Genomic DNA, 22,885 nt, shown 5'->3' on the forward strand with positions numbered 1-22,885 from the left:
GGCAAGACCTGACCCCCGCCAGGCCGCGTCTCAGTGCATGCCCGCCAGCAGCGCCGCATTGCCGCCGGCGGCCGCGGTGTTGATGGTGAGCGTCTGCTCGGCCGCGAAGCGGTACTGCTGGCGCGGGTTGGCGGCGTCGGCGGCGGTGATCAGCGGCAGGATGGCGCCCTGGCGCTCGGCCAGGCGGCGCAGCACGGCGCGGGCCAGGGCGATGTCGTTCGCGGCCACCACCACGCCGGCCAGCGCGGGTGCGCTCAGCAGGCCATGGGCCAGGTCCACCGGCAGCACGGCCACGGCGGTGCCGGGCACGCCCGCCTGCACCAGGCGCTGGCGCAGGGCCTCGCAGCGACCGTCGCCGACCAGGGCGACGGCATTGCCGGCCACCAGGGCCCCGCCCAGGGCGGCGGCGATCTGGGCGTCGTCGGCCCCCTCGCTGAGCACGGCAAAGACACCGCGGCCATGCAGGCGCAGCTCATTGCTCTCGCCCGTGGGGCCGGGCAGGACCTGGTCCTGCAGGCCATGCTCGGCCTGCTGCGCATGGGCACGCAGCACGGCGGCCACCGGGCCTTCGGCGCCCTCCGCGGCACGGCGCAGCACGGCCACGCGCTGGGCCAGCTCGACCGAAGCCCAGGTGGCCTGCGCGGCCTGCAGGGCAGCCAGACGGCTGCTGAGCTGGCTGGCATCGGCACTGCCTGCGATCAGCCCGCCGCCCACGACCGGCGCCGCGCCGGTCTCGGCGCAGAAGCGGTGCAGGTAGTGGCGGCCGCCGGCCTTGGGACCGGTGCCCGACATGCCTTCGCCGCCGAAGGGCTGCACCCCCACCACCGCGCCGATGATGTTGCGGTTGACGTAGATGTTGCCCACACGCGCCTTCTCGGCCAGTCGCAGGGCACGGCTGTCGATGCGGGTCTGGATGCCCATGGTCAGGCCGTAGCCCAGGGCGTTGATCTGCTCCAGCACGCCGTCGACCTCGCCACTCCAGCGCAGCACGTGCAGCACCGGGCCGAAGATCTCCTGGCCCAGGTCTGAGACCTTGGCGATCTCAAAGGCCACCGGGCGGATGATGCGCGGCAGCTTGTCATGCACCGGTGCCTCGGCGATCAGGCGGGCTTCGCGCTTGAGGCGCTCCACATGGCGGGCGATGTTGTCGAAGGCCTCGTCATCGATCACCGGGCCCACGTCGGTGGCCAGCTCGGCCGGCTGGCCCACCCACAGCTCCTGCACAGCGCCCTTGATCATCTCGATCACGCCGTCGGCGATGCTCTCGTGCACGCACAGCAGGCGCAGGGCCGAGCAGCGCTGGCCGGCGGAGCGGAAGGCGCTCTGCACCACGGCATCCACCACCTGCTCGGGCAGGGCGGTGGAATCCACCAGCATGGCGTTGAGGCCGCCGGTCTCGGCGATCAGCGGGACGATCTCGCTGCCGTCCTTGGCGGCCAGGGTCTTGTTGATGATCTGGGCCACGACGGTGGAGCCGGTGAAGCACACGCCCGCGGTCAGCGGATGGGCCACCAGGCCGGCACCGACGGTCTCACCGGGGCCGTGCAGCAGCGCCAGCGCATCGGCAGGGACGCCAGCCTCGTGCAGCAGCTCGACGGCCTTCAGGGCCACATAGGGCGTCTGCTCGGCCGGCTTGGCGGCGACGGCATTGCCCGTCACCAGGGCCGCGACGACCTGGCCCGCGAAGATGGCCAGCGGGAAGTTCCAGGGCGAGATGCAGACGAAGACGCCCCGGCCCTGCATCAGCGGGGCCTGGCTCTCGGCCTCGTCGGCGTAGTAGCGCAGGAAGTCCACTGCCTCGCGGACCTCGGCCACGCAGTCGCCCTGGGTCTTGAAGGCTTCCTTGACCAGCAGGGCGCAGAACTCGGGCAGGCGCGCTTCCATCGCGTCGGCCGCGCGGCGCAGGATGGCGGCACGCTGGGCGACCGGCGTGGCGTTCCAGCCCTTGAAGCCCGCCTGCAGACGCTCCATGGCGGCGCCGATCTCCCCCGGCGTGGCCTCGGCCACCGGGCCGACCACGGTCTTCTCCAGCGCGGCCAGCAGGGGCTGGCGCTGGTCCAGGGCGGTCAGGTCCACGCCCTTGGAATTGGCGCGGCCACGGCCGGATTCATCGCGGTAGAGGTCCAGCGGCAGGGGCAGCGCGCCGCGGCCCTGCACCTGCGCCAGCGGCGAGCCCAGCAGCTCCTGCACGTTGACGCTCGGGTCGGCCAGTTGGTGGACGAAGGAGCTGTTGGCGCCGTTCTCCAGCAGGCGGCGCACGAGGTAGGCCAGCAGATCGCGGTGCTCGCCCACGGGAGCGTAGACGCGGCAGGGGATGCTGGCGTCCTTCAGCACCTCGCGGTAGATACCCTCGCCCATGCCGTGCAGGCGCTGCATCTCGAACTTGGCACCGGCCGTGCGGGCCATCTGCACGATGGCGGCGATGGTGCCGGCGTTGTGGCTGGCGAACTGCGGGTAGATCACGTCGGCATGCTGGATCAGCGCCTGCGCGCAGGCCAGGTAGCTGACGTCGGTGTGCTGCTTGTGCGTGAACACCGGGTAGGCGGCCAGGCCGTTCTCCTGGGCGCGCTTGATCTCGCCGTCCCAGTAGGCGCCCTTGACCAGGCGCACCATGAACTTCAGGCCGTGCTTGCGGGCGATGGCGGCCACCTCGTTGACCACGGCCAGGGCGCGGGTCTGGTAGGCCTGCACGGCCAGACCGAAGCCGCGCCACTGCGGGAAGTGCGCGGCGATGCGGGCCGACAGCGCGTCCAGCACGTCCAGCGAGAGCTCCAGGCGGTCGACCTCCTCGGCGTCGATCGTGAGGTTGATGTTGGCCTGCGCGGCCTTCTCGATCAGCACCCACACGCGCGGCAGCAGCTCGGCGAACACGCGCTCGCGGTGCAGCACTTCGTAGCGCGAGAACAGGGCGCTGAGCTTGATGGAGATGCCGTCCGAGCCCTCGGGCGACTCGGCCTTGCGGCCTGCGGCGATGGCCTCGATGGCGTTCACGTAGGCGGCGTGGTAGCGGCGCGCGTCGGCCTCGGTGCGGGCGCCCTCGCCCAGCATGTCGTAGCTGAAGCGCAGCTGGGACTGCACGCGGCGGGCGTCGTCCGCCTCCTTCATGGCTTCCTGGATGTTGCGGCCCAGCACGAACTGGCGGCCCAGCAGCTGGATGGCGCGCACGGTGGCGGCGACGACAGTCTGCGCGCCCAGGCGGGTCAGCAGGCCGCCCTGCCCTTCGTTCTCGGGCAGGAACTTCTTGGACAGCGAGATGGCCGTGGCGGAGAGGCTGGCCAGCATCTTGTGCGGGCCCTCGGAGCCACCGTCGAAGCTGCCGCGGCCCAGCTGGTCGGCCGTCAGGGCGATGGCGGTGGGGGCGTCCGGCACACGCAGCAGGGCCTCGGCCAGGCGCATCAGGGCCAGGCCCTCGCTGCTGGTGATGGGGTACTCGCGCAGCAGGGACTCCATGGCCCAGAAGGGCGCCGGGTTGTTGCGCACCTGGTCCACCCAGGGGGCGGCGGTGGCGATCACCGCGTTCCAGTCCAGGCCCCGGCCCAGGCTGGCCGCCAGGGCTTGCACCACGGGGATTTCCTCGCGGTACGGGTCCGGCAGGCGGGCGTGTTCGGGCAGAAGTGTGAAGGCGGTCATGGAGATCCCCTTTTGAACGCGGTCGAATTAGTGAAAGCCTGAACTTTATGCAGGTTGAAGCTGAATTAAATTCAGAACATCAACCCACCTGCAGTAGAAAGTTCATATGGCCAGCCCCGACACCGGTCTCGACACCATCGACGCCCGCATTCTGCGCGTGCTGCAGCAGGACGGGCGCATTTCCAACCTGAAGCTGGCCGAGGCGGTGCACCTCTCCCCCACGGCCGTGCTGGAGCGCGTCAAGCGCCTCACCCGCGAGGGCTACATCCTGGGCTACGAGGCCCGGCTGAACCCGGCCAAGCTGGGGGCCTCGATGATGGTCTTCATCGAGATCCTGCTGGACCGCACGGTGCAGGATGTGATGGACAACTTCAAGGCCGCCGTGCAGGCCCGGCCCGAGATCCTGGAATGCCATCTGGTGGCCGGCGGCTTCGACTACCTGCTCAAGACCCGGGTCTCCGACATGGGCGCCTACCGCGAGTTCATCGGCAGCGTGATCTGGACCCTGCCCGGCGTGCGCGAGACCCGCACCTACGCCGTGATGGAGGAGGTGAAGAACAGCACGGCCCTGCCGATCTGAAGGGCGCGCGGGTCCACAAGCCCCGCCGGGCTGGCTATATTCAGGGAGCCCCGCCCGCCTGTCGCGGGGGGCAGGAGGCAGCAGAACATGCGTTGGGATCGCGCAGGAAGCACCGGCCGCCGAGGCCGGGCATGGCTCATGGCCGTCGGCCTGCTGGGCGCCCTTGCCCCGGGGACGGGGCGGGCCCAGGTCCCGGACGCCGGCAGCCCGTCGGTGCTGCAGCTGTGTGCCGAGGACGAGAACTCCTACCCCTGGCTGCTGCGCGACCGCAGCGGCCTCAACATGCTGATGGTGCGCCTGCTGGGCCAGCGCCTGGGCCTGCGCTTCGAGGTCACGCTGCTGCCCTGGCGGCGCTGCCTGCTCTCCCTGCAGGAAGGCGGTGTGGACGGTGCCTTCAAGGCCAGCTTCCAGCCCGAGCGGCTGAAAATCGGCCGCTACCCCATGCGGGGCGGGCAGGTGGACGTGGAGCGCGCCATGCTGGAGGAGAGCTACCACCTCTACCGGCTCAAGGGCAGCGCCGTGAGCTGGGACGGGCAGCAGCTCAGTCAGCTGGATGGCGCCGTGGGCGCGCAGGCCGGCTTCTCCATCGTGGCCTGGCTGCGCCAGCAGCAGCTGCCCATCGAAGCCTCGGCCAAGGCGCCCGACGCCATCCTGGCCATGCTGCAGCGCGGCCGAATCGGTGCCGCGGCGCTGCAGACCAGCCAGGGCGACTACACCCTCAGCCGCAACCCGCAGTTCGCCGCGCAGATCGAGCGCCAGGGCCCGCCCCTGGTCAGCAAGCCCTACTACCTGCTGCTCTCGCATGCCTTCGTGAAGCGCCACCCGGCCCTGGCGGAACGCATCTGGGACGGCGTGGCCGCAGTGCGCGAGTCCGCCGAGTACCGCCAGGCCCTGCACCTGGCGCTGGCCGGCGCCGCGGCGGCGTCGCCCTGAGGCCCAGCGCCCCGCGCGGGCTCAGCGCGTCGGGAGGGAGAAGCGGTAGTCCAGGCCCAGGGTCAGGTTGCTGGCGCTGAAATGCCCCCCGGTGTCGCCCCGGCCCAGGGTGCGTCCCAGGGAGGCATTCAGGGCCAGGCGCTCGTCCACGATCCAGCGCAGGCCGGCGCTGACCTTGGCCACCTTGCCGTGCACATTCGCGCCGCCCATCAGCTGGCCGAAGAGCTGGTAGCGGTCCTCCCGCGCGAGCGCCGTCTGCAGGCCCAGGCCGGCCAGGATCTCGGCATAGCCGGGATAGCCCAGGTAGGCGTTGTAGGCGCCGGAGGCCTGCAGCGGCAGGTACCAGTGCGCGTCCAGGGGCAGGTCCAGCTGCAGGCCCATCATCTGCAGCGCCGGACGCGCCTGCTCCCGGTAGCTCAGGTGGAAGGCGGTGTGCTGGAAGACCGACAGCCGCAGGCCCTGGTAGCGCGCCGGCCCCACGGCGTCGCCGGACTGGCCGGACCGCAGGTGCCGGGTGAGCGCCAGGCCGAAGGTCTGGTTGCGCGAGCTGCCGCGGGGGGCCGTCATGTAGCCCAGCGTGAAGGCCAGGCCCAGGTCGCGGTCCAGGGCGTACTCGAGGCCCAGGCGGGGATAGACCAGCAGGCCCGAGGCCGTGTCGATCACCTCCGGGGCATAGCCCCCCGAACCCAGGCCCAGCTGGCCATAGAGCGTCAGCGCCGGCGAGAGCCGCCAGCGCTGGCCCGCGCCGCCCAGCAGCTGGTTGTACAGGGGCATGCCCCGGTAGCCCATGCCCAGGGAGGCGAACCAGTAGCTGTCCTGCGCGAAGAAGTGGGCGAACTGCAGCTCGCCCAGCCCCACCGTGCGCTTGTTCGAGCCCTGCGGATCCTGCTGGCGGTAGTTGTCCAGCGAGAGGGTCAGCATGCTCTCGCCCATCTCCTGCGCCGCGCGCCGGTCGTCCCCGGATGGCAGGGCCTGCCCGTGGCCCGCGTGGGGACCGGTGAGGTAGCGGAAGGGGAACTCGATGAAGACGTTCGCCTGGCTGCCATCGATCAGCGACTGGCGGAACTTCAGCCGCGACAGGCTGGCCCCCACCGAGAAATCGCCGAAGTCATAGCCCAGGCCCAGGTGCCCCTTGATGAAGCCGCCGGTGCCCGACAGCAGCTTGCTGTGCTCGACGCTGCGCCCGCCCCCGCCCCCGCCCGCGGACAGGCCCGCGGTGACATACCAGGGCCCGGCCAGCGGATAGCGGGCCAGCACGCCGAGATCGGCCGCGACGAAGCCGCCGTACTCCCCCTTGAACAGCGGCGCATAGAAGCCGGCGCCCAGCTTGATGCCCTCCATCACCTGCTGATGGAAATGAAAGCCCATCAGGTCCAGGGGGCGGTCGCCGGGCACGTTCACGCGCTGGTATTCCAGTCGCAGGGAGGCCTCGCTGGCCTGCAGGCCGCCGGGCGCGGCCTGCTCCGACCGGGCCTGCGCGCCCAAGCTGGCCAGTGCCATGCCGATGCAGCAAGCCAGGAGACGAGATGACGGTGAGCGAGCCATGCGATCCATCCAGAGTGCAGGACACGCCGGCCCCCTGCCGGCCCGTCAGAGGGCCAGCGGCGCCGGATGCCATGAGTTCATTGAAATTGGTCGCGATGGTAAGGGCTAGGCGGCCCCCTGCGCAGCCGCCCCCGCCGCGAGGCGCCTGGAAGTGGGGGGGAACGCGGCCCCGTGCCGGCCTCGTTTCACTTGCCGATGCGATGTCGCCTCATAACTTTCATGATGCGCGTCTTGTTCACTCCAGGGGCGCACGGTGCCGGATGCCATGAACGAAGCACCTCCCGGGCCCACGCTGCCCCTGCTGGCGCCCGCCCCGCGGGAGTGCGGCTGGTTTGGGTCCAGCATGGAACTGCGGGAGGGGCTGGAGGTGCAGGATCTGGGCGACCTCGGGACCGCGCTGCCGGCAGCAGGCTGGCCCGACATCCAGCAAGCGCCGGGCCGCGAGGCGGCTTGACGCCGCTGCGGCCTGGCAGGCGTGCTCAGGGCCGGGGCCCCAGGATCAGACGTGGCCAGTCCTGGCGCTGCAGGTCCTGCAGCACCAGGCGCGCCGCCGCCTCGGCGCGCTGGCGCTCGGCCTCCGTCAGCAGGTTGGCGCTGCGGCAGTGGCCATGGAACGCGCATTGGAGGCGGTCGAACAGCACGGTCTCCTCCGTGTTGCCCAACACCTCCCGCACAAGCCAGCTGCTGGCATGCCAGGCCTGCCAATCATCCAGGCCATGGCGCTGCTCGAAGACCGCACGCAAGCCTGCGTCCGCCCAGATCGTGAACTCGACCGCACGAGCCTGTGGATTGGTCAGCACGTCGACCACCACAGGGAATCTGCCCGAGAGCGGGCGGCCCGGCATGACCAGCTCCGCGTACTCGGTCGGACGGATGCCGGCCTTGCGAAACTCACGGATCAATTCGAAGCCCTGGCCGGCGCTGCAATAGTCAGCGAGCCGCCGCAGCTCCACCCCTTGCTCCGCAGGTGCCGCCTTGGCCTGGCGTGCGTTCAGCTCCGCCAGCTCCTCTGGCGCGATGCCGGGCACCGAAGCCGGAGCAGGGCGAGCCGCCGCCACGCGCTGTTCCTCGTAGTTGGCGCGAGCGGAAGTCAGCTTGGCGCACTGGAGATCGATATGCAGGGCGACGGTCTTGTCCCGTACCGAGGCGGTGGGCGACAGCGCTCGCCTGTACCAGTCCAGCGCGGAGAGGGAAAGCAGGCCCTGCCGCGGCCTCTCGACCTCGCCACGACCGACCGGCCGCATGTCTGACTGGGCACTCGCCGACGCCGATGGCGGCTCCGCGGGCGCCAGCCGGGAGGCCGGCCCCGCGACCGGCTTGGCGCTGGAGGGCAAGGCAGCGACGCGCTCCTCCGTGGGTGGTGCAGTCCGGGCGAAGCCATAGAGCACGGCGACAGCCAGCGCTGCCGCACCCAGTCCCCACAGACGCCGACGCTTCACTGGGCCTTGCATGTGGCGACGCCCAGCAAGACCTGGCCCGCCTTCTCCTCAATGCCCGCCAGCCGGCAAGCCGTTGGCGGGACCGAAGGGAAGATCCAGGTCAGAACGGGAAAGGCGCCCTTCACCGTGGATTGGCAGTACTTCATCATCCTTGCAATGTAGATCTCCGGCAGCTCGCCAGCCCCTGGACATGGGAGTTCCAGGCCCTCCGCTATTTTCTGCGCGTCCTGCCTGAACCCGGCCTCGGTCGCACTCGACGTCCCTGCGCCCTCTCCTCCTGGTCCGGGGCCGGGTGTGGGTCGCTCCACAGCCCCTCCAGGGTTCGTGCCGGGGTCCCAACTGCCGTTGGTGCCCGAGCCATTGCCACCATTGCCCGTCCCATCCACCTCAACCGTACAGGCGGGCTTGCCCTGCCGGTCCATCGGACAGTTGGGACTCGGCGTGCCGCTGCCAGCACCGTTGCCGCTGCCGGTGCCGGTCTGCGATCCGGCCGCCATGCGCCCGCCGTCTGGCGCTGTGGTGGCGGGCCGCGTGAGCTTGCCCGGCGCCGGCTTGGCGGGCGATTGCGCAAGCACGGTTGCGGATCCCAACAGGCATGTTGCGCCGATCAGCGCCCGGATGACTTTCATGGAGTTCTCCCTCGTGTGGTCGTCAAGATGGTTCAAGCACACAGGGGAAACGGGCTGTTGGACTTCTGAAGTGCCGGTCTCCGCGCATGTGCGCCTTGCACGAACCAAAAATCCTAACAATATATTTATAAAACACGGTGAGAGTTCGCCCGCAACTTCGCGGCAGTCGAGGCTACGGCAGGGGCCCGGCTGGGCCGGCTCCGGCGTCGTCGCGCCGTGTCAAGGCAGCTTGCCGCTTCACTGTCCGCAGCCAACGCACAATTGCCTGGCCGCCTTCGGGGCGGATGGGGTTCCGGACTGCGCGCACAGGCAGGCCGCGCCAAGCAGTGCCAGCACTGTCTTCATCGAGTGTTCTCCCTTTGGACTGGCCCCGCTTCTTCGAGCTGTGGACCTTTGCGCTCCTTCTGCCGCCCCTTGTCATGGGCAGCAGCCTCCGGCGCCTTCTTGAAAGGCCCGCATGCTATCGGCCCCCAACAGATGGGACTGCTGCAGGTTCTGACAGTCGCCATTCAAGCAGGTGGGTGTCCTGCGCCAAGGGCAAGACCTGACCCCAGCGCTGCGCCCTCAGGCCCGCTGCAGGGCCTTCACCACCGCCAGCTTGGGCTCCGTGGCCACGGGCTGGGGCAGCTCGAAGGCCTCTCATCCCGAGGCAACGCATGCCCCGCGAGGACACAGGGAGCCACATCAATCAGCCGATGGGCATGGGTCAGGCCTTGGGGGCGCGCCTGCGCCTCGTCAAGGCTGCAAAGTATTGATCGGCCAAGGCAAGGACCTGCGCATCCGTGCTGCCTTGCATCGGTGGCACCGACTCTCCCAGATAGGCCGCCTTCGCTGCCGCAGACTTGGCGGGATTGCCGGGATCGGCCTGCCATGCTTGCAGGAGGCGTTGGCGTGCAATCTCCTCAAGACTGCGCCTGAGCCGCCGATCCTCTGCCGGATCTGCTGCGGGCTCACTGGCGCTACGCAGCAGGGCATCGCCCGCTGCTTCTCGCTGCAGCCGACTCGCATGAGCAATTTCGCCGAGCGCCAGGACTGCAAGTGCCGCGTCATCGCCTCGCTCGGCCTCGCGAAGCACCTGCCGCGTCACCCACGGTTCGCGGACGCCGGCAGAGAACAGTGCCATGCCAGCTCCATCGACTCCCTGTCGCACCGCCACTTCCAGCAACTGGCGTCGCCGTTGCTTGAGATCTCCTGAGAGCGCTTGGCAGTGCGAATGATCCTGCTGCATGGTTGACAGGAGTAGATCCATGAAACTCCGGTCCTTGTGCATCAGGATGCCCTGCGTCTGCAGGTCGGACAGCTGTTGTCGCATCCGCTCCATGTCCTGAGGCAGACGCTCGCAACGCTGCAGGATACGCACCAGTTCGTAGGCCGCTGGCCCATCCTGCTCGCGAACCGCTTGATCCAAGGCAGCCATCAAGCCGCTGGGGTAGCGAGACCAATCCGTCAAGAAAGTGGCAGGGGCCTGCGCGCCAGCTTTGCCGTCCTGCGCCCGCCCGTCGTCCGAGAGCGGCGGCGGAGGCGCCGCACCGGTCGCTGCAACACGCGTCGATTGTCGCGTCGGCTCCTGCGTCGCCGACTCTGCATGCCAAGGGGTATCCCCATCGGGCAGCTTAGACGCCGAGAGTTTGCCCAGGCACCCAGCCACAGCGACGAGCGTGACGATGGCCAGCGCGACACCCGCCACAACAGTCCTCGGGAGCTTCCCCCGTCGTCGATTCGCGTCCATGGCTGCCTTCATCCGCCATTCACGGCCTTGGTTCGGCACGAGTTTCCCACTGCTTCGTTGTAGCGAGTATCAGCGGCCTGGTCTTCCTTTGCCTTGTCCTGGCAGACGCGGCGCTTCTCAGGATTGCTGGACACCCAATCCGCCGGAATGTTGATGTTGCCGCCCGTTCCCGCGTAGCTGCCGCCAATGCCGATAGTGCCTGTGGGGTCTGGATAGTTGCTGGCGCATCTCGCTATGGCCCTGTCATACGCCTCATCCGTCTTCTTCTGTGCTGCGTCTTGAGCCGCCCAGCACTGCTGGAACTTTGCCATTCTCGGATCCACCGGCCCCGGGGCCCCGCCCCCAGTCGCCGTGCCTCCAGCACCATCCCCACTCATTGCACCTCCCGGCACCCCACCCGGCTCCGGCGGCGTATAGCTGCCACCCCCGCCCGAACTCGAGCCGCTGGAAACAACCACGCATTGCGATTCTCCGGCGCCATCCACAGGGCAGCTGCTGCCCTCGGACTCCGACAGCGACGCCGTCTGCCCGCTGCCCGGCCGGGCGGGCACGGCCGGCAGCTTGCCGGCTGGGGAAGTGGGGCGGGCCGCCTTGGGGGCGACCGGGGTGCTGGACTGGGCCTGCGCCGCGCCATGCGCGCACAGGCAGGCTGCGCTGAGCAATGCCAGGACTGTCTTCATCGAGTGTTCTCCCTTTGGATTGGCCCCGCTTCTTCGAGCTCTGGGCCTTTGCGCTCCTTCTGCCGCCCCTTGTCATGGGCAGCAGCCTCCGGCGCCGTCTTGAAAGGCCCGCATGCTATTGGCCCCCAACAGATGGGACTACTGCAAGTTCTGACAGTCGCCATTCAAGCAGGTGGGTGTCCTGCGCCAAGGGCAAGACCTGACCCCAGCGCTGCGCCCTCAGGCCCGCTGCAGGGCCTTCACCACCGCCAGCTTGGGCTCCGTGGCCACGGGCTGGGGCAGCTCGAAGGCGTCGGCGGGCATGGGGCGGCCGTAGTGCCAGCCCTGGGCCCAGTCGCAGCCTTCGCGGCGCAGCCATTCGGCCTGCTGGGCGGTCTCCACGCCCTCGGCGAGCACGTCCAGGTTGAGGCTGTGGGCCAGGACGATGACGGTGCGGGCGATGGCGGCAACGTTGTTGTCCTCGCCCAGCTCCTGCACGAAGCTGCGGTCGATCTTGAGGGTCTGCACCGGCATGCGCTTGAGGTAAGCCAGCGAGGAGTAGCCGGTGCCGAAATCGTCGATGGCCACGCGCACGCCGCGATCCGCCAGCTGGTTGAGCAGGCGGATGGCCTGCTCGGCGTCCTCCAGCAGCAGGCTCTCGGTGACCTCCAGCTCCAGCGCCGTGGCCGGGCAGCCGGTGCTCATCAGGATGAAGTCCAGGGCCAGGATGAAGTCGGGCTGGCGCAGCTGGCGGGCCGAGACGTTCACGGCCACCTGCTGCGGCTTGCCGGGCTGGCCCTGCCAGCGCGCGGCCTGGGCGCAGGCCTGCTCCAGCACCCAGCGGCCGATGGGCACGATGAGGCCGGTGTCCTCGGCCAGGGGGATGAACTCGGCCGGGGAAATGGGCCCGCGGGTGGGATGGCGCCAGCGCAGCAGGGCCTCGGCGCCGATCAGCTGGCCGTCGGACAGCCGCACCTGAGGCTGGTACTCGAGCCGGAACTGCGCTGCCTCATTGGCCAGGCGCAGGGCGTGGGTCAGCTCGAAGCGCTGCTGCACGGCCTGGGTCAGCTCGGGGCGGTAGGACTGCACGCTGTTGCGCGCATGGCCCTTGGCACGGCACATGGCGGCCTCGGCATTGCGCAGCAGCTCGTCCACCGTCTGGCCATCGGTGGGGAAGAGGGCCAGGCCGATGCTGGCGCCGATGTTGAAGCGCTGCAGGCCCACGTGGATGGGCTCGTCCATGGCCTGGATCAGGCGGTCGCCCAGGCGCAGGGCGGCGGATTCGTCGTCCAGCCCGCCCAGCACGATGGCGAATTCATCGGCGCCCACGCGGGCCACGGAGTCGCTGGCGCGCACCACGTTGACGAAGCGCTCGGCCGCCGTGCGCAGCACCTGGTCGCCCGCGGCGTGGCCGGCGATGTCGTTGACGTCGCGGAAGTCGTCGAGGTCGATGAAGAGCACCGCCACCTTGCCCTGCGCACGCTGGGCCTGGCCGATCTCGCGCTCGATGCGGTCGCGCATCAGGGCCGAGTTGGGCAGGCCGGTGAGGCGGTCATGCAGGGACTGGTGCAGCAGCGCGGCCTCGGTGGCCTTGATGCGGGAGATGTCGGTCAGCACGCTGAGGTACTGGAGGCCCTCGCCCTGGCCGGCATCGGGGTCGACGCGCACCACGGTGGCCCACACGGGCACCGGGTCGCCGCTCTTGTGGCGCACCATCAGCTCGCCGCTCCAGTGGCCCTGGCTCTCGACCTGGGCATGCAGGGCGAGCAGCTGCTCGGGGTCCTGTTCGCCGTCGCGCCAGAGCTGGGGCACCTCGCCCAGCAGCTCCTCGCGTTCGTAGCCGCAGATGCGGCTCAGCGCGGGGTTGAGGTCCAGCACCCGCAGCTCCTCGTCGCAGACCAGGATGCCCTCGCCGCAGTGGGCGAAGACGGTCTCGGCGCGGCGCGCCTTCTCGCGCGCCAGTTGCAGCTCGGTGACGTCGCGGCCGATGGCCATGCGGCCGAGGAAGTCCTCGCCGTCGTGGATGTCCACCTGCACCACGTCCAGGCACTGGCGCTCGCCGTTGGGACGCTGGTACCAGCTGAGCTGGCGGTCGCGCTTGCGGGTCCAGTCCAGGCGGATGCCGACTTCGTCATCCCGGCGGCCCAGCAGCTCGGCCTCATGGCGCCCTACGGCGGCCTCGAAGGCCGGGTTGCAGCCCTCGTAGGCCCCCAGGGCGTTCTTCGAGAACATGGGATCGGGCACGGCGTTGAGGAAGGCCCGCAGCCGGGCGCGCTCCTGGCGCAGGCGGCGCAGCTCCTCGCGCCGGCGCTGCAGGCGCTGGCGCTGGTGCAGGAACAGGGCCAGCACGCCGCCCATGCTCAGGCCACCGGCCACGCAGGCCAGGCCCAGCCACAGGACGGGGTCCTGGGCATTGAGATCGTTCCAGCTGGGGAGCAGGCCGCCTTGCGCATGGGCGCACAGCGGCAGCAGCAGCGGGCTCGCCATCAGCGGGCGGCGACGCAGAAAGCGCATGGAGCGGCAGACCTTTCGCGAGTCCCGTCAGGCCCAGGGCCTGCGGATCGCTTTATTCATCGGATCGAGCGCCGTCCAACAGCACGTGACGCCCCCTCTGGACGCGACTGTCAGGCCAAAGTGATCCGAACGGCACGCCGTCTAGGGTTTACCGGGAGCGCATCACTCCGGCATCAGCGAAAAGTTGCACGCTTGAGCAGGAGCGCCCCGGCGCTCACAGCCGGGCCGCCAGCTCCACACCCTGACGAATGGCACGCTTGGCGTCCAGCTCGCCGGCTTCCAGTGCGCCGCCGATCAGGTGCACGCGGCGGCCGGCCGCCTCCAGCGGCGCCTGCAGCTCGCGCACCGGCTCCTGGCCGGCGCACAGCACGATGGTGTCGACCTCGATCAGCTGCAGGTCCTCGCGCTTCTCGCCATAGCTGACCCACAGGCCCTCGGGCGTGATGCGCTCGTAGTTGACGCCGGCCACCATCTGCACGTTCTTCATCTTCAGCGCGGCGCGGTGGATCCAGCCGGTGGTCTTGCCCAGGCCGGCGCCCAGCTTGCCCTTCTTGCGCTGCAGAAGCGTGACCTCGCGCTGCGGCGCCTCGGGTGCCGCCCGCAGCAGGCCGCCGCGCGTCTGCGCCGGATCGCCCACGCCCCAGTGCTTGCGCCAGGCCTCCGGATCCAGGGCCAGCGAGTGGCCGGCCTCCAGCAGGAACTCCGACACGTCGAAGCCGATACCGCCCGCGCCGACCACGGCCACGCGCCGCCCCACGGGCTTGCGCTGCAGCAGCACGTCCACATAGCTCAAGACCTGACCCCGTGCCTCGCCCTCGGTCTGCCCCTCGATGCGCGGGTTGCGAGGCGCCACGCCGGTGGCCAGGAGGATCTCGTCGTACGGCTTCAGGTCGTCCAGGCCCACGCGGCGGTTGAGGTGCAGCTGCACGCCGGTGGTCTCGATGCGGCGGCGGAAGTAGCGCAGGGTCTCGTTGAACTCCTCCTTGCCGGGCACGCGGCGGGCCAGGTTGAACTGGCCGCCCAGCTCAGGCCCGGCCTCGAACAGGTCGACTGCATGGCCGCGCTCGGCCAGGGTGGTGGCTGCCGCCATGCCGGCCGGGCCTCCGCCCACCACGGCCACGCGCTTGCGCGGCTGCTCCTTCTGCAGGGGGATCACGCGCAGCTCGGTCTCGTGGGCCGCGCGCGGATTGACGAGGCAGCTGGCGATCTTCTGCTGGAAGGCATGGTCCAGGCAGGCCTGGTTGCAGGCGATGCAGGTGTTGATCTCGTCGGCACGGTCCTGGCGGGCCTTGCGCACGAAGTCGGCGTCGGCCAGGAAGGGGCGGGCCATGCTGACCATGTCGGCGCTGCCCTCGGCCAGCACCTGGTCGGCCACCTCGGGGGTGTTGATGCGGTTGCTGGTGACCAGGGGCGTGGTGATGCCCTCGGAGCGCAGCTGATCGCGCAGCTTCTTCGTCACCCAGGCGAAGCCGGCGCGCGGCACGCTGGTGGCGATGGTGGGCACGCGGGCCTCATGCCAGCCGATGCCGGTGTTGATGATGTCCGCCCCCGCAGCGGGCAGCTCGCGCGCCAGCTGCACGACCTCCTCCCAGCTGCTGCCATCCGGGATCAGGTCCAGCATGGAGAGGCGGTAGATGATGATGAAGTCCCGGCCCACGGCCTCCCGCATGCGGCGCAGGATCTCCAGCGGCAGGCGCATGCGGTTCTCATAGGCGCCGCCCCAGCGGTCCTGGCGCTGGTTGGTGTGGGTCACCAGGAACTGGTTGATGAAGTAGCCCTCGGAGCCCATCACCTCGACGCCGTCGTAGCCGGCCTCGCGGGCCAGCTTGGCGCAGCGCACGAAGGCGCGGATCTGGCGCTCGATGCCGCGCTCGCTCAGCTCCCGCGGTGTGAAGGGCGAGATGGGGGACTGGATGCGCGAGGGTGCCACGCACAGCGGGTGGTAGCCGTAGCGGCCGGTGTGCAGGATCTGCAGGGCGATCTTGCCACCCTCGGCGTGCACGGCGTCGGTGATCACGCGGTGGCGGCGCGCCGCGCCGCTGGTGGCCAGGGTGCCGGCAAAGGGCTTGGCCCAGCCCTCGATGTTGGGCGCGAAGCCGCCCGTGACGATCAGGCCCACCTCGCCCCGGGCGCGCTCGGCAAAGTAGGCCGCCATGCGCTCGAAGTGCTTGCGGGAGTCCTCCAGCCCCGTGTGCATGCTGCCCATCAGCACCCGGTTCTTCAGCTGGGTGTGGCCCAGGTCCAGCGGGGCCAGCAGATGCTCGTAGGCCATGGCGGTCTCCTTCATGCTTGTTATTGCGCGGGGCAGGCCACCGCAGGCGGCCCGAGGTCGCGGCTGATGCTAGCAGCGGCCCCCGTGCGCCCCATGGCGGGCAACCCTGCTTTGGAGAGCCGGCTCTAGGCCTGGCCGGCGGCCGGCGCCAGGGGCCGGCACGGGACTTGCCGCGCCGGATTTCAGGGGCAGCAAATCTTTACGGATTGGCCCTCGCCCAGGCTCACCGACAGCGTCAGGCCATCTCATTACAATCGCCCGCAGTCGACGCCGGCAGCCCCGGGCTGTCGCGTACTCGATTCATGCGCGCCCCAGGGGCGCGAACGGAGAACTGGAGCGTTTGATGAGATTCACTCGATGGGCGAGCGCGATCGCCATGATCGGCACCCTGGCGCTGAGCGCCTGCGGCAGCGGCGGCGGCGGCAACGACGGCAACACCAATGTGCGCCTGCTCAATGCAAGCGTCGGCTACTCCTCCCTGGACCTGAAGGTCAATGACACCAAGGTGAGCTCGGGCGTCAACTTCGGCACCGTGTCCAACTACGGCAGCATCAGCACCGGCAGCAACACCTCCGAGCTGCTGGTCGCGGGCACCACCACCCTGCTGTCCGCCCCGGGCCTCAGCAACCTGATCAAGGACGGCAACTACTCGCTGATCGCCTTTGGCGCCAGCGGCTCCCTGTCGACCCGTCTGCTGAACGAGTCGGAGCCCGAGCCGGCCTCCGGCAGCACCAAGCTGCTGACGCTGAACCTGTCGCCGGACGCCGGCACCGTGGACGTCTACGTGACCGCCCCCGGCGCCTCGCTGGACGATGCCACCCCCCTGGCCGCTTCCCTGGTCCCGGGCAATGGTGACGCCTACCGCACCATCACCTCGGGCACCTACCGGATCCGCGTGACCTCGGCCACCAACAAGAAAGACCTGCGCCTGGACATCCCCAGCGTCAACCTGGACTCGGCCAAGGTCAACACCCTGGTGCTGACCAGCGCCACCGGTGGCGTGATGGTCAACGGCCTGCTGCTGGCCCAGCAGGGCGCCGTGACCAAGTACGAGAACGGCCTGGCCAAGGTGCGCGCTATGTCGGCCCTGACCCGCGACGACAGCGCCACGGTCAGCTTCAATGGCACCAAGGCCCTCGAGAACAGGCCTGCTCCGGCTCGCTCCAGCTACTTCGACATCACCGTGACCAACGGTCTCAAGGTCGACTGGAGCGTGAACGGCACGGCCCAGGCACCGCAGACCGTGGCCCTGGAACGCAGCGGCGTCTACGGCATCCTGCTGTGGGGCGATGCCGCCGCTCCCACGCTGACCGCGCTGAAGGAAGACAACTCGCTGCCCACCGGCCTCAACCAGGCCAAGGTCCGCGTCCTGAACAGCGTGAAGGGCCTGGGCAAGGTGTCCCTCTACATCGACGCCCAGCCGCTGATCGCCGACGTCGAGCCGGGTCAGCTGTCCAGCAGCATCCTGCTCTCGACGACGAGCGAAATTCAGTTCGACGTCCGCGCCGGCGCACCGACGGTCTTCCTGTCCAAGAAGACGCTGACGGCCAACAAGGTCTACACCATCTGGCTGACCGGCACGCCCGGCGCCCTGGAAGGCACCTGGATCGATCCCTGATCCAGCCAGCCCGGCTCCCCAAACCCCCTGCGCCTCCCGGCCAGGGGGTTTTTTCTTGGGCGATCGGCAGCGGCGAGGCGCGCTGCTGACAGCATCCGGCCGCCCGCGCTGGCAAGATGCCGGACATGCCCACCGCCTCCCCGCCCTCCCGGCTGGCCCTCATCGCCGGGCTCCTGGTCATCCTCGCCTGGGGCCTCAACTTCCCCCTGCAGAAAGCCCTGCTGGCCGCCATGGGGCCAGGGGGCTTCCTGTGCCTGCGCTTCACCCTGATGCCGCTGCTGGTGATCGGCCTGCTGCTGCAGCGCCACGGCCTGCGCTGGCCCCGCGTGTCGCGGCAGGACGCCTGGGCCCTGGCGCGCCTGGGCCTGCTGGGCCAGGGGCTGCACCTGATGTTGTCCAGCTTCGGCGTGCACTGGTCCACGCCCTTCTCCAGCTCGGTGCTGCTGGCCTGCGGGCCCATCTTCACGCTGCTGATCCTGCGTGCCTACGGCCTGGAGCGCCTGCGGCGGGCCCAGTTGGTGGGCATCGCGCTGGCGGTGGGCGGGGCCCTGCTCTTCATGTCGGACAAGCTGCTGGCGGCCGACTGGCGGGCCGGCGGCGGGGACCTGGTGCTGCTCGTCGCCGCCGCGCTGTTCTCCTACTACACCGTAGCGGCCAAGCCCCTCATCGAACGCCATGGCGCGGTGCTGGTGATGTGCTACGCCAGCCTGGCCGCCACGCCGCCGGTGCTGCTGTACGCCGTGCCGGCCGCGCTGCAGACCGACTGGGCCGGCGTCACGCCCGGGCTCTGGCTGGGGGCGTTGTGGGCCGTCGTAGGCATCGGCTTTGGCAGCTGGCTGGCCTGGGGCTGGGTCAATGCGCAGCGTGGCGTCGCCCGCACGGCGCCCCTGATCTACCTGATGCCGCCGATCGCCGGCCTGGCCGCCTGGGCGGCGGGGGGCGAGCAGTTCGGCGCTGCCAAGCTGGCAGGCGCCGCCCTGACCCTGGCCGGCGTCGCCTGGGCCCAGTTTGCCCCGCAGGCCAGTGCCACGCGCCAGGCCGCTGACGCCCAGACCCCGGTGCTGGACTGAGGCGAACCCACATGGCCCTGGGCACCCCGCATTGGCGCCGTCTGCGTGAGATCTGGCGCAGCGCCGGCTGGCCCTGCCAGGACCTGGTGGAGGTCGAACTGCTGGCGGCCGGCCTGCTGGAGCGGCTCAGCGAGGGGCCGCGGGAACGGCTGCGGGTCACCGACGCCGGCATCCAGGCCCTGGCCGCCACCCTGGACCGCAACCGCCAGGCCCGCGATGCGCATGAGCAGCTGGTGGGCCGCGTGGCCCTGGAGCTGCAGCGCGGCGGGCGCGTCGTCTGGCGCGGTCTGAGCCTGCGGGCCGGGCTGCCCGGCGAGGCGGCGCCGCCTGCCGAAGCCGGCACGCTGATCGACGCCGCGGCGCCAGTGCCCGCCGCCCGGCCGCGCTGGGTCAATGCCATGCCTGACGTCTTCTCCATCCGCCACACCACGGTGCCGGACTACCTGGACGTGGCCGTGCACGAGATCAAGGTCAGCCGCGCCGACTTGCTGGGGGAGCTGCGACGCCCGGCCAAGTCCCAGGCCTACCTGGCCCTGAGCAGCCAGTGCTGGTTCGTGCTGAAGGCGGGCATCGCCGAGCCGCATGAGATCCCGCCCGAGTTCGGCGTGCTGCTGGCGCACGCCCAGCACCTGGAGCTGGCCCGCCCGGCGCCGCGGCGACCGCATCAACCCGATTTCGCCACCTGGATGGCCCTGGCCCGCCATGCCTGCGAAGCGCCGCCTCAGGACGACGCGCAGGGCCGCCTGGGCGAGCCAGCGCCCGGCGCGCCGCCCGAGGACCGTTAAGAAAACGCTCATCTGCGGCGCCCACCATGAGCCCATCGAAAGCCAATGCTGGAGAGCCTCATGGACATCACACAAGACCCGCCGCGCGACAGCGGCATGCCGGACGCAGCGCGCCCGGCACAGCGCCGGATCCTCGACGCCCCGACGCGCCTGGTGCACTGGGCCCTGGCCCTCAGCTTTGCCGGGGCCTACGTCACGGCCGAGCAGGAGGCCTGGCACGGACTGCACATCAGCTTCGGCTACACCGCCCTGGGTCTGGCCCTGTGGCGGGTGCTGTGGGGCCTGCTGGGCCCACGCCGCAGCCGACTGTCCGCCCTGCTGAACCGCGTCCGCGGGGCCTGGCAGGGGCGGCCGGAGGCCAGCCGCCTGCTGGGCGCCGGGCAGGCTGCGGCGGCACTGGGCCTGCTGGGCCTGGCCCTGCTGAGCGGTTTCAGCGGCCTGGCCCTGGACCAGGAATGGCTGGGCGAGGCCCTGGAGGAGCTGCACGAGGCCAGCGGCGAGATCATGCTTTTCGTCGTGCTGCTGCACCTGGGCCTGCTGGCGGGGCTGTCGCTGATGCGGCGCCGCAATGCCTTCGCGCCCATGTTCAGCGGCCGCCAGGCGGGCCCCGGCCCGGACCTGGTCCGCCACAGCCTCTGGCCCCTGGCCCTGGGAATCGCGACCCTGATCGCCGCCTTCTGGGCCTGGCAGTGGAACAGCGGCGCGCTCGCCCGGGGCGAGGAGCGGCACGGCGGCCATGAGCGGCAATCGGTGCATGATGGGCGGCACGACAAGGGCGAGCACCACCGCGGGCGCTCGCACGACGACGACGACTGAGCCCCCCGGAGACCGCCCCGACCATGCGCATCCTGCTCGCCGAAGACGACACCCTGCTGGGCGACGGCCTGCGCGCCGGCCTGCGCCAGCAGGGCTTCCAGGTCGACTGGGTGCGGGACGGCGCCGCCGCCGAGCGCGAGCTGCGGGCCGAGCCCTATGCCGCCGCCGTGCTGGACCTGGGCCTGCCGCAGCTGGACGGCCTGGAGGTGCTGGCCCGCATCCGCGCCGCGGGCGTGGCACTGCCGGTGCTGGTGCTGACAGCGCGTGACGCCGTGCCGGACCGCATCCGTGGCCTGGACCTGGGCGCCGACGACTACGTCATCAAGCCGGTGGACCTGCACGAGCTCGCCGCCAGGCTGCGCGCCCTGGTGCGCCGCGCCCATGGTCAGCCGCAGGAGCGCCTGCAGGTGCAGGACCTGGTGCTGGACCCCGCCGCACGCAGCGTGCAGCGCGCCGGCCGGCCCGTCGCACTGGCCACGCGGGAGTTCGACCTGCTGCAGCTGCTGATGCTGTCAGCCGGCCGCGTGCTCTCGCGCGAGCTGCTGGAACAGCAGCTCTACGCCTGGGGCACGGAGGTGGAGAGCAACGCCATCGAGGTCCACATCCACCACCTGCGCAAGAAGCTGGGTCCCGGCCTGATCCAGACGGTGCGCGGCGTGGGCTACCTGCTCAGCCGCGAGCCCCTGCCCTGAGGCGGCCAGCCATGAGGGCCCTGCTCCATCCCCGTTCCCTGCAGGCCCGGCTGCTGGCCCTGGTCCTGGCCCTGGTGCTGGGCCTGTGGGCGCTGAGCAGCCTCAGCACCGGCCTGGATGCCCGCCATGAGCTGGACGAGCTGCTGGACGCCCACCTCGCGCAGGCCGCCGCCCTGCTGGTGGCGCGCCAGTCAGGCGTGCCGCACGAGGGCGCGGCCGCGGAGCCCCGGGAGCTGCGGCCCGAGGCACCCAGCCTGCACCGCTATGCCTCCAAGGTGGCCTTCCAGGTCTTCCATGAGGGGCAGCTGGTGCTGCGCTCCGCCAATGCGCCGGCGACACCCCTGCTGCCCCTCGCCGACGCTGCAGGCTTTCGCAACGTGCAGCGCGAGGGCCAGGCCTGGCGCATCTTCGCGACCCAGGGCGCGGAGGGCGACATCCTCGTGCTCGTCGGTGAGCAGCTGCAGTCGCGGGCCGACATCCTGCACGCCGTGCTGCGCGGCATGCTGTGGCCCCTGTTGCTGGCCCTGCCGTTGCTGGCCCTGGGCCTGTGGTGGGGCGTGCACCGCGGCATGAGCCCCTTGCGCGAACTCGGCCGCCAGCTGCGCGCCCGCTCTGCCGCCGAGCTGCAGCCGCTGCAGCTGCCGGCCGCCCCGCTGGAGATGCAGCCCCTGCTGGAGGCCCTCAACACCCTTTTCGCCCGCATCCAGGCCCTGATGGAGAGCGAACGCCGCTTCACCGCCGATGCGGCGCACGAGCTGCGCACCCCCATCGCCGCCATCCGAACCCAGGCCCAGGTGGCGCTGGCGGCGGGCGGGGACGAAGCCACGCGGACCCATGCCCTGCAGGCCACGCTGGCCGGATGCGACCGCGCGGCACGGCTGGTCGAGCAACTGCTGACCCTGGCGCGCCTGGAGACCGGCCAAGGGCCCGCGCTCCAGCCTCTGGACCTGTCAGCCCTGGCCCGCCAGGCCCTGGCCGAGCAGGTGCCTCGCGCCCTGCCGGCCCGCCAGCAGCTGGCCCTGGAGGGCGGCGACACCGTCTGCCTCGTCATGGGCGACAGCACCCTGCTCGCCGCCCTGCTGCGCAATCTCCTGGACAACGCCCTGCGCTACAGCCCCGAGGGCGCCCGGGTGCAGCTGCAGCTGGGCCGGCAGGCGGGCGAGGTGCTGCTGTGCCTGGAGGACAGCGGGCCCGGACTGGACGAGGCGGCGCTGGCCCGGCTGGGCGAGCGCTTCTTCCGCCAGCTGGGCACCGGCCAGGAAGGCAGCGGGCTCGGGTGGTCCATCGTGCGCCGCATCGCGGCGGTGCATGGCGCGCGGGTGGCGGTCGACCGCAGCACGGCGCTGGGGGGCTTGCGCGTGCAGCTGTGGCTGAAGGCGGCGCGCTGAACCGGCCCCTGGGGCGCACACCGCACCCTCGCGCCTGCGCCGGGGCCCATGCCCTTTGGATTGGCGCTGCTGGCTTGCCAGAATGAGCCGCCTTCTCCGCAGTACGAAAGCGCCATGTCCACCGACTACACCCTGCTCCGGCAGACCCCCAGCGTCCAGACCTACCGCCACCTGCGCCAGCAGGCCGGCCTGAGCGACAAGAGCGACACCGCGGCGGCCCGCGGCCTGCGCCAGACCCTGTTCGCCGTGCAGCTGCTGCAGGGCGAGGAGGTGGTGGGCATGGGCCGGGTGATCGGCGACGACGGCTGCTTCTACCAGGTGGTGGACATCGCCGTGCTGCCCGCCCACCAGGGACGCGGCCTGGGCAAGCGCATCATGACCGCGCTGTGCGAGTGGCTGCATGCGCGCGCGCCGCGCACCGCCTACGTCAGCCTGATCGCCGACGGCGAGGCCCACCGCCTCTATGCCCAGTTCGGCTTCCAGCCCACGGCCCCGGCCTCGATCGGCATGGCACTGAAGCTCTGAGCTGGACTGGCGCCGGCCGCCGCCCCGGTCGATATGCCCTTTGCGCAGATCGCCCGGACGA

Annotated in this window: 18 protein-coding genes; 10 read left to right on the forward strand and 8 right to left on the reverse strand. The window is 70.7% G+C overall.

Translation table 11 applies throughout. The annotated features are described in order from the left end of the window. Positions 1-30: 30 nt before the first annotated feature. The gene (locus O9Y01_RS05995; RefSeq protein ID WP_442952717.1) at positions 31-3,630 is read right to left on the reverse strand and encodes an L-glutamate gamma-semialdehyde dehydrogenase; all 3,600 of its coding nucleotides are present in this window, start codon (positions 3,628-3,630) and stop codon (positions 31-33) included. A 106-nt stretch (positions 3,631-3,736) separates the two neighbouring features. Between O9Y01_RS05995 and O9Y01_RS06000 the strand changes: the two genes are divergently transcribed. Together O9Y01_RS06000 and O9Y01_RS06005 are read left to right on the forward strand one after the other, a co-directional pair. Continuing rightward, positions 3,737-4,210: an Lrp/AsnC ligand binding domain-containing protein gene (locus O9Y01_RS06000; protein ID WP_269630628.1), complete on the forward strand. Its 474-nt coding sequence runs from the start codon at positions 3,737-3,739 to the stop codon at positions 4,208-4,210. Positions 4,211-4,348: 138 nt separating this feature from the next. Then, entirely contained in the window at positions 4,349-5,143 is a 795-nt protein-coding gene (locus tag O9Y01_RS06005; RefSeq protein ID WP_269630629.1) for a substrate-binding periplasmic protein, read from the forward strand. A gap of 21 nt (positions 5,144-5,164) precedes the next feature. On the opposite strand, the gene O9Y01_RS06010 is transcribed toward O9Y01_RS06005, so the two are convergent. Beyond that, complete coding sequence (locus O9Y01_RS06010) at positions 5,165-6,643, reverse strand: hypothetical protein (protein WP_269630630.1); 1,479 nt, start codon at positions 6,641-6,643, stop codon at positions 5,165-5,167. Between the two features lie 310 nt (positions 6,644-6,953). Here O9Y01_RS06010 and O9Y01_RS06015 point away from each other — a divergent pair, with 310 nt between their 5' ends. Next, the gene (locus O9Y01_RS06015) at positions 6,954-7,142 is read left to right on the forward strand and encodes a hypothetical protein (RefSeq protein ID WP_269630631.1); all 189 of its coding nucleotides are present in this window, start codon (positions 6,954-6,956) and stop codon (positions 7,140-7,142) included. Positions 7,143-7,167: 25 nt separating this feature from the next. Here O9Y01_RS06015 and O9Y01_RS06020 read toward each other — a convergent pair whose 3' ends face one another. The 6 genes from O9Y01_RS06020 to O9Y01_RS06045 all read right to left on the reverse strand — a co-directional run bounded on the left by O9Y01_RS06020 (position 7,168) and on the right by O9Y01_RS06045 (position 15,945). Beyond that, positions 7,168-7,932, reverse strand: coding sequence for a hypothetical protein (locus tag O9Y01_RS06020; protein ID WP_269630632.1), 765 nt, complete (start codon positions 7,930-7,932; stop codon positions 7,168-7,170). 191 nt (positions 7,933-8,123) lie between these two features. After that, on the reverse strand, positions 8,124-8,756 hold the full coding sequence (locus tag O9Y01_RS06025) for a hypothetical protein (protein ID WP_269630633.1): 633 nt from the start codon (positions 8,754-8,756) through the stop codon (positions 8,124-8,126). Positions 8,757-9,462: 706 nt separating this feature from the next. Next, positions 9,463-10,485 (reverse strand): hypothetical protein, encoded by a 1,023-nt coding sequence (locus O9Y01_RS06030; protein ID WP_269630634.1) that lies wholly within the window; start codon positions 10,483-10,485, stop codon positions 9,463-9,465. A gap of 8 nt (positions 10,486-10,493) precedes the next feature. Then, complete coding sequence (locus O9Y01_RS06035; protein ID WP_269630635.1) at positions 10,494-10,796, reverse strand: hypothetical protein; 303 nt, start codon at positions 10,794-10,796, stop codon at positions 10,494-10,496. Between the two features lie 588 nt (positions 10,797-11,384). Next, on the reverse strand, positions 11,385-13,658 hold the full coding sequence (locus tag O9Y01_RS06040) for a putative bifunctional diguanylate cyclase/phosphodiesterase (RefSeq protein ID WP_269630636.1): 2,274 nt from the start codon (positions 13,656-13,658) through the stop codon (positions 11,385-11,387). A 214-nt stretch (positions 13,659-13,872) separates the two neighbouring features. Then, positions 13,873-15,945: an oxidoreductase gene (locus O9Y01_RS06045; RefSeq protein ID WP_269630637.1), complete on the reverse strand. Its 2,073-nt coding sequence runs from the start codon at positions 15,943-15,945 to the stop codon at positions 13,873-13,875. Positions 15,946-16,273: 328 nt separating this feature from the next. On the opposite strand from O9Y01_RS06045, the gene O9Y01_RS06050 reads away from it, so the two are divergent. The 7 genes from O9Y01_RS06050 to O9Y01_RS06080 all read left to right on the forward strand — a co-directional run bounded on the left by O9Y01_RS06050 (position 16,274) and on the right by O9Y01_RS06080 (position 22,824). Beyond that, the gene (locus O9Y01_RS06050; RefSeq protein ID WP_269630638.1) at positions 16,274-17,548 is read left to right on the forward strand and encodes a DUF4397 domain-containing protein; all 1,275 of its coding nucleotides are present in this window, start codon (positions 16,274-16,276) and stop codon (positions 17,546-17,548) included. Positions 17,549-17,673: 125 nt separating this feature from the next. Further along, positions 17,674-18,618, forward strand: a complete 945-nt coding sequence (locus O9Y01_RS06055) for a DMT family transporter (protein WP_269630639.1) — start codon at positions 17,674-17,676, stop codon at positions 18,616-18,618. An 11-nt stretch (positions 18,619-18,629) separates the two neighbouring features. Next, a complete protein-coding gene (locus O9Y01_RS06060) occupies positions 18,630-19,403 on the forward strand; it encodes a hypothetical protein (RefSeq protein WP_269630640.1) in 774 nt (257 codons plus the stop codon). A gap of 60 nt (positions 19,404-19,463) precedes the next feature. Continuing rightward, positions 19,464-20,219, forward strand: a complete 756-nt coding sequence (locus O9Y01_RS06065; protein WP_269630641.1) for a cytochrome b/b6 domain-containing protein — start codon at positions 19,464-19,466, stop codon at positions 20,217-20,219. A gap of 23 nt (positions 20,220-20,242) precedes the next feature. Next, positions 20,243-20,911 (forward strand): response regulator, encoded by a 669-nt coding sequence (locus tag O9Y01_RS06070; RefSeq protein WP_269630642.1) that lies wholly within the window; start codon positions 20,243-20,245, stop codon positions 20,909-20,911. 11 nt (positions 20,912-20,922) lie between these two features. After that, positions 20,923-22,299: an ATP-binding protein gene (locus O9Y01_RS06075; RefSeq protein WP_332108744.1), complete on the forward strand. Its 1,377-nt coding sequence runs from the start codon at positions 20,923-20,925 to the stop codon at positions 22,297-22,299. Positions 22,300-22,413: 114 nt separating this feature from the next. Next, positions 22,414-22,824, forward strand: a complete 411-nt coding sequence (locus O9Y01_RS06080; protein WP_269630643.1) for a GNAT family N-acetyltransferase — start codon at positions 22,414-22,416, stop codon at positions 22,822-22,824. The last annotated feature ends 61 nt before the right edge of the window (positions 22,825-22,885 follow it).

The organism is Pelomonas sp. BJYL3 (assembly GCF_027257975.1).
Classification (GTDB): domain Bacteria; phylum Pseudomonadota; class Gammaproteobacteria; order Burkholderiales; family Burkholderiaceae_C; genus Roseateles_B; species Roseateles_B flavus.

What these genes read in the sequence shown, in the direction of transcription:
- O9Y01_RS06015 (WP_269630631.1), top strand. Translation starts at nt 6,954, where the DNA reads ATGAACGAAGCACCTCCCGGGCCCACGCTGCCCCTGCTGGCGCCCGCC.
- O9Y01_RS06025 (WP_269630633.1), bottom strand. Translation starts at nt 8,756, where the DNA reads ATGAAAGTCATCCGGGCGCTGATCGGCGCAACATGCCTGTTGGGATCC.
- O9Y01_RS06010 (WP_269630630.1), bottom strand. Translation starts at nt 6,643, where the DNA reads ATGGCACTGGCCAGCTTGGGCGCGCAGGCCCGGTCGGAGCAGGCCGCG.
- O9Y01_RS06065 (WP_269630641.1), top strand. Translation starts at nt 19,464, where the DNA reads ATGGACATCACACAAGACCCGCCGCGCGACAGCGGCATGCCGGACGCA.
- O9Y01_RS06020 (WP_269630632.1), bottom strand. Translation starts at nt 7,932, where the DNA reads ATGCGGCCGGTCGGTCGTGGCGAGGTCGAGAGGCCGCGGCAGGGCCTG.
- O9Y01_RS06075 (WP_332108744.1), top strand. Translation starts at nt 20,923, where the DNA reads ATGAGGGCCCTGCTCCATCCCCGTTCCCTGCAGGCCCGGCTGCTGGCC.
- O9Y01_RS06000 (WP_269630628.1), top strand. Translation starts at nt 3,737, where the DNA reads ATGGCCAGCCCCGACACCGGTCTCGACACCATCGACGCCCGCATTCTG.
- O9Y01_RS06060 (WP_269630640.1), top strand. Translation starts at nt 18,630, where the DNA reads ATGGCCCTGGGCACCCCGCATTGGCGCCGTCTGCGTGAGATCTGGCGC.
- O9Y01_RS06050 (WP_269630638.1), top strand. Translation starts at nt 16,274, where the DNA reads ATGAGATTCACTCGATGGGCGAGCGCGATCGCCATGATCGGCACCCTG.
- O9Y01_RS06070 (WP_269630642.1), top strand. Translation starts at nt 20,243, where the DNA reads ATGCGCATCCTGCTCGCCGAAGACGACACCCTGCTGGGCGACGGCCTG.
- O9Y01_RS06030 (WP_269630634.1), bottom strand. Translation starts at nt 10,485, where the DNA reads ATGGACGCGAATCGACGACGGGGGAAGCTCCCGAGGACTGTTGTGGCG.
- O9Y01_RS06045 (WP_269630637.1), bottom strand. Translation starts at nt 15,945, where the DNA reads ATGAAGGAGACCGCCATGGCCTACGAGCATCTGCTGGCCCCGCTGGAC.
- O9Y01_RS06080 (WP_269630643.1), top strand. Translation starts at nt 22,414, where the DNA reads ATGTCCACCGACTACACCCTGCTCCGGCAGACCCCCAGCGTCCAGACC.
- O9Y01_RS06055 (WP_269630639.1), top strand. Translation starts at nt 17,674, where the DNA reads ATGCCCACCGCCTCCCCGCCCTCCCGGCTGGCCCTCATCGCCGGGCTC.
- O9Y01_RS06035 (WP_269630635.1), bottom strand. Translation starts at nt 10,796, where the DNA reads ATGGCAAAGTTCCAGCAGTGCTGGGCGGCTCAAGACGCAGCACAGAAG.
- O9Y01_RS06005 (WP_269630629.1), top strand. Translation starts at nt 4,349, where the DNA reads ATGGCCGTCGGCCTGCTGGGCGCCCTTGCCCCGGGGACGGGGCGGGCC.
- O9Y01_RS06040 (WP_269630636.1), bottom strand. Translation starts at nt 13,658, where the DNA reads ATGCGCTTTCTGCGTCGCCGCCCGCTGATGGCGAGCCCGCTGCTGCTG.
- O9Y01_RS05995 (WP_442952717.1), bottom strand. Translation starts at nt 3,630, where the DNA reads ATGACCGCCTTCACACTTCTGCCCGAACACGCCCGCCTGCCGGACCCG.